The organism is Bartonella sp. CE47NXGY (assembly GCF_042195415.1).
In the GTDB taxonomy this organism is placed as follows: Bacteria; Pseudomonadota; Alphaproteobacteria; order Rhizobiales; family Rhizobiaceae; genus Bartonella.
In genome coordinates this window covers 75,626-78,944 of sequence record NZ_JBHIOI010000007.1, presented here as the reverse complement: position 1 = coordinate 78,944, position 3,319 = coordinate 75,626, and the positions used below count along the sequence as shown (strand labels likewise).

General features: G+C 39.9%; 3 protein-coding genes. All 3 read left to right on the top strand.

Annotated features, from left to right (window positions below; all coding sequences use genetic code 11):
- Nucleotides 1-25: 25 nt before the first annotated feature.
- Entirely contained in the window at nt 26-2,044 is a 2,019-nt protein-coding gene (cyoB, locus tag ACFIL3_RS04180) for a cytochrome o ubiquinol oxidase subunit I (protein WP_375611433.1), read from the top strand.
- Entirely contained in the window at nt 2,041-2,709 is a 669-nt protein-coding gene (locus tag ACFIL3_RS04175) for a cytochrome (ubi)quinol oxidase subunit III (protein ID WP_375628427.1), read from the top strand. Before cyoB ends, ACFIL3_RS04175 begins: the two co-directional genes overlap by 4 nt.
- Nucleotides 2,709-3,319 (top strand): cytochrome o ubiquinol oxidase subunit IV (gene cyoD, locus ACFIL3_RS04170; RefSeq protein ID WP_375681864.1); only part of this gene is annotated, 611 nt, incomplete at its 3' end. The genes ACFIL3_RS04175 and cyoD, both read left to right, overlap by 1 nt.

The window sequence follows — 3,319 nt, the reverse complement described above, 5'->3', positions numbered from 1 at the left end:
AATTTCATTTGAAATGGGTTGAGAAATGTTTGGAAGACTTACAGATCCTACGGCAGGTGCTTTTCATGCGCTTGCACATGAACCGATCGTTTTGTATACATGTATTGCGATTGTTTTGGTTGGTTTAATTGCTGTTATTGCTCTAACAGTACTTGGGTGGTGGGGGATTCTATGGCGAAATTGGATTACAACGGTTGACCATAAACGCATAGGTATTATGTACATCGTTCTTGGAATTATTATGCTTGTTCGCGGTTTTGCGGACGCACTTATGATGCGAACGCATCAAGCTTTAGCTCTTGGGAGTGAAACAGCAGGTTATTTGCCCCCTGAGCATTTTGATCAAATTTTTTCGGCGCATGGTACGATCATGATTTTTTTCATGGCCACGCCTATTTTATTTGGTCTTTTTAATTATCTTATACCACTTCAAATTGGTGCGCGTGATGTTGCTTTTCCCTTTGCAAATAATCTAGGTTTTTGGATTACGGCTGCAGGGGCGATATTGATTAACATATCCCTAGGTGTTGGGAATTTTGGTCGTGGTGGTTGGTTGATGTATCCACCTTTTACAGAATTGCAAACGAGTCCAGATACAGGGGTAGATTATTATTTATGGTCACTTCAGCTTTCTGGTATTGCAACAACAATGGGATCAGTGAATTTTATTGCAACGATGATTAAAATGCGTGCTCCTGGAATGACAATGATGAGAATGCCTATTTTTTGTTGGAGTGCTTTTGTCAGCAATGTTCTTATTGTAGTCATTTATCCTGTTTTGGCTGTAGCATTTGCACTCTTGGCATGTGATCGTTATTTGAACATGAATTTCTTTACCAATGTTGGTGGCGGAAATCCGATGGTATGGATTAACTATGTTTGGGTTTTTGGTCATCCTGAGGTTTATGTTTTGGTTGTTCCTGCTTTTGGAATTGTTTCTGAAGTTGTATCAACTTTTTCTTCAAAACGCCTCTTTGGTTATACTTCAATGATATGGGCCATGTTGGTTATTTTGATTCTTTCGCTTCTTGTTTGGGGCCATCATTTCTTCACAATGGGTGGGGGTGAAGCTGTAAATACCTTCTTTAGTATTGCTACGATGATTATTGCAGTTCCAACCGGTGTAAAAGTTTTTAATTGGCTGCTTACGATGTATAGAGGTCGGATTCGCTTTGAGCCTCCTATGCTTTGGTGCATGGGTATGATCTTTACATTTGTTGGTGGTGGATTAACAGGTGTTTTATTATCTATTGTTCCTGCTGATTGGCAGTTTCATAATTCGCTCTTTTTGATAGCACATTTCCATCATACAATTATTGGAGGTGTGGTTTTTGCGTACTTAGCGGGGATTGCATTTTGGTTTCCAAAAGTTTTTGGTTATAAACCAAATCGCATACTAGGTATTACATCTTTTTGGTGTTGGTTTATTGGTTTTTACCTTGCCTTTTTCCCCGTTTATGCGCTTGGTTTAATGGGGGCGACGCGTCGTCTTCAGCATTACATGGAACCTAGTTGGCAGCCGATGTTTATTATTGCTGCATTGGGTGCTTGTATTATCTTACTTGGTATCCTTTGTTTTGTGCTACAGGTTGTTTTGGCGATTTGGTACGGTATTAAGCATAAAGGGCACTTACCGGTAACATTAAATGATTCTTGGGGTGATGCACGTACACTTGAATGGTTTACCTCTTCACCGCCTCCTTCTTATAATTTTGCCCTCCTTCCAAAGATACAGTCTGATGATGCTTATTGGAATATGAAGAAAAGTGGTTATCAACGGCCGACAAGTGGATTTACAAAAATTCATATGCCATCGAATACATCGGCTGGAATTATTGCTGGCTTCTTCTCATTAGTTGTTGGTTTTGCGCTTGTTTGGCATATTTGGTGGCTTGTTGCGGTTGGACTGGTTGGTTTTATTGCAACGCTTGTGTGTCATTCATTAACAGGTGATCATCATGGTTACTATATTCCAGCTGAAGAAGTGCAAAAAACTGAAGATGCCTTTACGGCTGTTCTTAAAGAACAAGGAGTGACAGTATGAGTGCTGTAACAATGAATAACGCGAGTACTATAGATGAACTTCACCACGATAGTAGCTCGGTAATGACGTTTGGTTTTTGGGTCTATATTCTTTCAGACTTAATCCTGTTTTCGACACTGTTTTCAAGTTTTGCTGTATTTTCTGCTTCTTATGGTGGTGGTAAAGCGGGCAGTGAGTTTATAGATTTAAAGTTTGTTTTGGTTGAGACTGCTTTCTTGTTGTTTTCGTCCGTCACTTATGGCTTTGCAATGGTACAAGCACATAAAAATAACATCAGTGGTGTGCGTTTATGGATGGCTATTACCTTTGGATTGGGGTGTTGCTTCATTGGTATGGAACTTTACGAATTTCATGAACTTTTGAGTGAGGTTTTTTATTTTGATCCAAATGCTTATGCGGGTATTGATCCTGCAACAGGTTTACAGCTTTTTGGACGGGAAATTCTCTCTGCTTATTGGTCAGCATTTTTTGCTTTGGTTGGCACCCATGGACTTCACGTAAGTGTTGGCCTTCTTTGGATGGTTGTGATGTTTTTTCATCTTCGTCGTAATGGCTTGGATCAGAACAATAAAACACGTTTAGCATGTCTTTCCATTTTTTGGCATTTACTTGATATTGTATGGATTGGTGTTTTCACCATGGTTTATCTATTAGGAGCGTTGTGATGAGCGTGCAAAATGAAACACATGGTCCCAGTACTGGTTCCTATTTGGTTGGTTTTATTCTGGCTGTATTTTTCACTTTGGGTTCTTTTATTCCTGTGATGTATGGAATGATGGAAAGTTGGGCAGTTAGTACAAAGGTTGCGTATCTTATTGGGATGGCGATTATTCAGATTATAGTACAAATTGTTTTCTTTTTGCACTTGAATTCTGGTCCAGACGCCAAGTGGAATTTAAGCGCGTTGTGGTTTGCTGCTATTTGCGTTTTTGTTATTATTGGGGGAACTTGGTGGGCTATTTCTCATTTGAATTATAATATGATGGGTGGTTCAGGACGTGTTATTGAACCGGAAATATCAAGTAGAGATGATTCTTCAGTGTCTGAGCAGTTATCAAACAAAGATATATCCGTAAGAAAACAGCCAGAAAAGATACAGGGCTCAGAGGTTTCGATGGAGCAAGGTGCAAGTACGCAAACTCCTGTAGATCAAGCACTTGGTTCAGAAATGCCTATGGGGCAGGGTCTAAGTACGCAAACTCCTGTAGATCAAGCACCTGGTTCAGAAATGCCTATGGGGCAGGGTCTAAGTACGCAAACTCCTGTAGATCAAGC